Source organism: Atribacter sp. (genome assembly GCF_035418125.1).
In the GTDB taxonomy this organism is placed as follows: domain Bacteria; phylum Atribacterota; class Atribacteria; order Atribacterales; family Atribacteraceae; genus Atribacter; species Atribacter allofermentans.
On record NZ_DAOLQM010000123.1, the window covers coordinates 1 to 6,158 of the forward strand.

Genomic DNA, 6,158 nt, shown 5'->3' on the forward strand with positions numbered 1-6,158 from the left:
TTTTGTTTTAATCCCTTTTCACTTTTTACAATATTTACAGAATAGATTTTCATGCTGTTTTGTAGTACCAGATGAGAATGAAAATAGTTATCTAAATCCTTCATTTCGAGGAGATCAACCTTTCTTTTGTTGAACGACGTGGCAATCTCATTTAGCCAATTCGTCATTCTGAAGAGGGTGGCGTTTTTATCGGACAAAATAAGAATCTCATTCATTTCAATTCCACAATTCTTAATCCTACAAATAATAAAAGATGGCTCATGAGATTGCCACGACCTCAAAAAACAAGGTCTCGCAATGACGGATTGGGTCGATGAGATCCTCACGACTTCGAAAACGAAGCCCCAGGATGACAGTGTTAAGTTATTCATTGTAAATGGCTTTTAAAGGATAAAAAAACGGGAAGAAAATAAAAGTTAGGTATGATAATATTAATTTTAAAATATTAATTATTTATTAGGAGGAAACCATGGAAAGACCAGTTATCTATTTCGATCGAACCGGTCCAGAAAACACCGATCTCACCCTACAGGCAGCACGAAAAAGAGCTCTGGATTTGGGAATTTCTAACCTTATTGTTGCTTCAACTCATGGAGATACCGGTCTTAAGGCCTTAGAAATTTTTAAAAATACGAAAATCCAAATTATTGTCGTTGGAATTTCCTTTTCTTATAAAAGTGAGGGGTGGGATATGAGCTCTTCCGTTCGAAAAGAGTTAGAAGATCAAGGAGCAAAAATTGTAATATCTCATCATGTTTTAAGTGACGATATAATTGGGGGAGTGTCCGAACAAGGAATACCCCATCCACATAAAATCATTGCTGAGACACTTCGCCGATTCAGTCAGGGGGTGAAAGTTGCTGTTGAAATAACCATCATGGCAGCCGAAGCAGGGGTGATTGATACTGATCATGAGGTCATCTCCATTGGTGGAACTCATCAAGGAGTTGATACCGCTCTGGTGGTCAAACCATCCTACGCCAGGAATTTTTACGATTTTGAAATACGTGAAATTATCGCCAAGCCACGAATTCCAAAAGAGAAATAACACTACTGTTTTTTAGGGGAGGATCAGCGGGTGAATGTCGTTGCCATATATGGGAGCCCCCGTCGTGGTGGGAATAGTGATGTAATGTTAGATGTTTTTTTATCTCCTGTTCAACCAACTGATACAATTATCAGAATTATTCCTTCAGAAATGAAATTCAGTCAATGTAAGGGTTGCCGGGCTTGTGAGAAAACCGGTGTTTGTGTTATCGATGACGAAATTAAAACAGTTTCAAACCATCTCCTTCAGGCTGACCGAGTCATTATTAGTGCTCCAATCTTTTTTTATGGATTTCCCAGTGCTTTAAAAGCCCTAATTGACCGTTCCCAAGTTCTTTGGTCGCGTAAGTATCTTTTAAAAGAAGATTTGAAACCAAAAATGGGATTTCTCTTAGCCATTGGCGCAACCCAAGGTAAAAAATTATTCGAAGGGGTTATTTTAACCAGCCGCTTTTATTTCGATGGTTTTAACTGTAAATACCAAGGCGAGGTGGTCTTTCGAGGATTTGACAAAAAAGCTGAAATTAAAAATTGTCAAGCTTGCTTGGAGGAAATAAAAAAAGCAGCCCAAAATTTTTTCTATTCAGAAAATACCATCAAATGATTTCCCCATTAAATGGGAGAAAAAGTGAATAATTCCCCTCTTTGGAGGGGTGCCGCTTTGCGGCGAGGAGGGTGTCTTTCGGTCTTTTCTGGTTATCCTGAGAAAAGAGTAAAGAAATATATATAAAAAGATGAGATCCTCACGGCTTCAGAAAACGAAGTCTCAGGATGACGCTGGTAGCATCAGATGAGATTCTCACGTCGCACAATACGCTCTTCTGAATGACAGAGAGGATAGAAGAGATTGCCACGTCATCCAACTAAATATCGGTTGAACTCGTCGCATTCAGGCTGTGTCACAATCCCTTTTGTACACCAAGAATAACTTGAAAGCGTAGAAAACAGCACATTTATCTTCAGTTTTTGGTTATTTCTTCCCAATATTACTGTTAAATAGTAGTATAGGTGGGGGCAAATAATTTACTAAATAATTGTGACACAGCCTGAATGACATTTTAAGATAGATATTTTCATCCTTATTTGGTGCTGCCAAACAATAAGATTTTCATGTAATTTTAAAAACCAATAAAAATGCGAGCGATTTGAAAATAGAGAAAAACACCGATCATGTCAACAATGGTAGTAATCACTGGAGTTGCTGAAAGAGCAGGATCAAATTTCATTTTTTTCAAGAAAAGAGGGAGAATAATACCTATCAAATTGGAAACGAAAACGACCACCCAGATTGAAAATCCTACGATAACTCCAATCGTGGAGGATTCTCGAAGAAGAATTACCCTAAAAAAACCTACTAATCCAAGTAGGCCGCCTAAAATACTTCCCACTAAAGATTCCTTTAAGGCAATCTTAAAAATATTTCTTGAATCTACTTGATTGAGTGCGATTCCTCGTACCATTATTGTTGTGGACTGACTGCCAACGTTTCCCCCGGTATTAATTAAAGCAGGTATAAAAAAAGAAAGCGAAACGACGGTTTGAATGAGAGCTGATTGGTTTTGGATTATTAAACTGGTGACCATTCCTCCTAAGAGTAAAGCCACCAACCAAAGAATTCGATTCCGGACTTTTTGTGATACAGTAGAGTGGAGGTATTCGTCTTCAGTAGTTTGAATGGCGGCCAATCGATGGATATCTTCAGTAGCTTCTTCTTCAATAATGTCGATAGCATCATCAACGGTAACAACACCGACCAGTCGTTGCTCATGATCAACAACTGGTAAGGATAACAGGTCGTATTTTTGAATATTCCGGGCTACTAATTCCTGATCATCGTCAGTAGATACAAAAACAACGTCGGTATCCATAATTTCAGTGACTTTTTTTTCTGGAGGAGAAAGTATTAAATCGCGAAGCGTTATTGTCCCGATGAGATGCCTTTGGATATCAGTCACATAGGCTGTATAAATCATGTCTTCGGGAGGCGAGAGTTTTCGAATTCTTTCCAATGCTTGGGTTATGGTGTAATTTTCTTTCAAATCAATATATCCGGGATTCATGATTCGACCAGCGGAATTTTCGCGATATCCCAAAAGGAAACTTGCCATATTCCGTTGATCGGGGTTCAATAGATAGAGTAACTTTTTTACTACTTTCGCCGGTAATTCATCTAAAAGCTCGGTACGGTCGTCTGGAGACATAAAATTTAATATTTCAGAAACTTTATCGTCAGTAAAACTGTTTAAAAGATTTTCCTGTCGCTCGAAATCCAATTGCTCAAAAACAGCAATTGCCATATCCTTTTTTAATAATCGGAAAAGAACAACCTGATCATCCCGGTCAAAAAAGGTCATCAGTTCCGCTACGTCGGCGGGATGAAGGTCGTTAACCAGTCTTTTTATATCAAAGAGCTTTTTTTGCTCTAAGAATTCATTTATTTTTTTTGTTAATTCTTCCAATTCATTGACGATTCCGGTTGGCATTCATAACACCTCCTTTTGATTACTTTATATTGGTAAGGAGTTAAAAAATAAATCATTTTTATAATTATAACGGAGAACTTGACTTTGTTCATTTAGAAGCGTATTTTTTCAGCATGACTTTTTTTGATAGTTAGGAGGATTCAATTGATCTACCTTCTTAAAAAAAGACTTAATGAAAGCGAAAAAGACGGGCTTTCCAAAAAATGGAAAGAACAAGGGATATCTATCTATTTTGTCGATGTCGAGAAAACCATACTTATATTTGAAGGAAATATATCGCCATCAGGTTTAATCGACCCGGTATTAATTGAGGAAATCATTGAAATAAATACTCCCTATCAGTTAGCCAATCGTAAGTTTAAACCAGAGGGGACGACAATTCAAGTTGGTTCTGTGGTTATTGGAGGGAGCAACTTAACCATTATTGCTGGGCCTTGTGCGGTGGAATCAAAGGAAAGACTATTTAAAACAGCCGAAATTGTTAAACAAATGGGTGCTCATATCCTTAGAGGAGGAGCTTATAAACCCCGTACTTCACCTTATAGTTTTCAAGGCTTAGAAGAAGAGGGCCTTAAAATTCTTGCTCAAGCTCGTGAAGAATTTGACCTTCCCATAATAACCGAAGCTACCAGTCCAGAAAATGCTGATATCGTTGCCCAATATGCTGATATCATCCAGATTGGAACAAGAAATATGCAAAATTTTGAGCTTTTAAAGAAAGTTGGAAAGCTCGGCATGCCTGTTCTTCTCAAAAGGGGAATGTCGGCAACTATAGAAGATTGGTTAAATGCAGCTGAATATATTCTGAGTTTTGGCAATTTTAAGGTTATCCTTTGTGAACGTGGTATTCGAACCATCGAACGTCTTACCCGGAACACGCTTGATTTAACTGCTATACCTTTGATTAAAGATCTCAGCCATCTCCCAGTTATTGTAGATCCAAGTCATGGTACCGGACTGAGAGAAAAAGTAATTCCTATGGCTCGAGCGGCAGTTGCCTGTGGAGCCGATGGTATAACTGTTGAAGTTCATCATGAGCCGGATAAAGCTTTATCCGATGGTCCTCAAAGTTTGTATCCTGACCAATTTCGCAAATTAATGAATGATTTGGAAATTATTAGCGTATTAACCGGTAAAGAGATTGTCAAACACCATGTCGTTCGTGAACAAATCTTTATTCCTGCTCAAAATCAAACTTCTTTATCACCAAAAGTAGCTTTTTTGGGCAAAAGTGGGTCCTTTAGTTCACAGGTAGCCCGGAAAATTTTCCCTGATAGTTCAGATTATATAAACTGTAATAGTTTTCGTCAGATTTTTGAAGAAGTGGTTTCACGAAATGCCAGTTATGGAGTTTTACCCATAGAAAATACTATAACTGGAAGTATTCATGGGAATTATGAACTTTTTCTCGATTACCCTGATGTATTTATTGTCGGAGAAAGAATCATTAGAGTTTCACAGCATTTCGCAGTTTTCCCTGGAACAACTCGAGAAAATATCCAGGTACTTTTTGCCCATCCCCAGGGGTTTGCTCAAAGTAGCCGATTTTTAGAATCAATGAAAAACGTACGGATTATGGATGTTGGAAATACCGAAGAAGCAGCTCGTAGGATTTCAGAATTTGGTTTTGGAGGAGCTGGTATAACCAGCCAAGAAGCAGTGGAAAAATATCATCTTACTGTTTTAGAAGAGGACATTGAAGACAATATTCGTAATTTTACCCGGTTTATAATTTTGTCTCAAACTTTTAATCCTTCAATCGAAGACGACAAGGTCTCAGGAGTTTTTATATTAAAAAACCAGCCGGGGGCTCTCTTTCAAATACTTAAAATCTTTGCCGATGCAAAGATTAATATTGTTAAATTAGAATCTCGTCCAATACCAGGAAAACCTTGGGAGTATCTTTTTTATGCCGATTGGGAAGGAAACATTATAGAAGATCGATATAAAAAAACTGTTCAATCTTTAGAAAAACACACTTTATTTTTAAGGATCTTGGGGAGCTATAAAAATATCTGGAAAAAATAATAAAACACTTGAATATCATTTTAAAGTTGGATAATATAACAAAGATATTTCGACTGAACGGTCAGTTTAAAAGGGAGGCCCACTCATTGTGAAAAAATTAGAAGATTTCATCGTTCGTTATGCCTGGCCAATATTTATTGTAACAATTGTAATAACGATTATTTTCGGTATTCAATTTCGTAATATACGCTTTGAAGATGATTTCACCAAGTATGTCCCTGAAAGTGATGCCCAAGTTTCCTTTTATAACTCCTTAGAAGATAAATTTTCCAGTTTTCAGAAAAAATCAATGATCATTGCATTGGAATTTGATGATCTATTCACTCCCGAGAGCTTAAACACATTAGAACAAATAGTGAATGCAGTTGAAAAAGTCTCTGAAGTGAGAAGTGTTTCAGCGTTAACCAATATGCCCAAAATTATTCCTACTGAAGAGGGATTCAATGTCAAAGAAGTTGTTGAAATTCTTCCACAAACCATCGAAGAAGCCCAAGAGCTCAAATCTGATCTTCAAGATGACGAGTTAATCTGGGGTAAAATGGTGACTGAAGATGGAAAGGCAACCATTGTCTCGATTTCTTTTTTTAGCACAGTTGACGA

At 37.3% G+C, this 6,158-nt stretch carries 4 protein-coding genes and 1 pseudogene; 4 read left to right on the plus strand and 1 reads right to left on the minus strand.

Features of this window, described 5'->3' with window-relative positions; translation table 11 throughout:
- Positions 1–469: 469 nt before the first annotated feature.
- Both PLK24_RS07105 and PLK24_RS07110 read left to right on the plus strand, forming a co-directional pair.
- Positions 470–1,048 (plus strand): pyruvate kinase alpha/beta domain-containing protein, encoded by a 579-nt coding sequence (locus PLK24_RS07105; RefSeq protein ID WP_324477660.1) that lies wholly within the window; start codon positions 470–472, stop codon positions 1,046–1,048.
- Positions 1,049–1,078: 30 nt separating this feature from the next.
- Complete coding sequence (locus PLK24_RS07110) at positions 1,079–1,651, plus strand: flavodoxin family protein (RefSeq protein ID WP_324477662.1); 573 nt, start codon at positions 1,079–1,081, stop codon at positions 1,649–1,651.
- Positions 1,652–2,165: 514 nt separating this feature from the next.
- Here PLK24_RS07110 and mgtE read toward each other — a convergent pair.
- Complete coding sequence (gene mgtE / locus PLK24_RS07115; RefSeq protein WP_324477664.1) at positions 2,166–3,530, minus strand: magnesium transporter; 1,365 nt, start codon at positions 3,528–3,530, stop codon at positions 2,166–2,168.
- A 144-nt stretch (positions 3,531–3,674) separates the two neighbouring features.
- On the opposite strand from mgtE, the gene aroF reads away from it, so the two are divergent.
- Both aroF and PLK24_RS07125 read left to right on the plus strand, forming a co-directional pair.
- Entirely contained in the window at positions 3,675–5,558 is a 1,884-nt protein-coding gene (aroF, locus tag PLK24_RS07120) for a 3-deoxy-7-phosphoheptulonate synthase (protein ID WP_324477666.1), read from the plus strand.
- 88 nt (positions 5,559–5,646) lie between these two features.
- A pseudogene (locus tag PLK24_RS07125) lies at positions 5,647–6,158 on the plus strand (MMPL family transporter); the annotation flags it as partial.

Coding starts and splice junctions, on each gene's coding strand:
- PLK24_RS07105 (WP_324477660.1), top strand. CDS start 470: ATGGAAAGACCAGTTATCTATTTCGATCGAACCGGTCCAGAAAACACC.
- mgtE (WP_324477664.1), bottom strand. CDS start 3,530: ATGCCAACCGGAATCGTCAATGAATTGGAAGAATTAACAAAAAAAATA.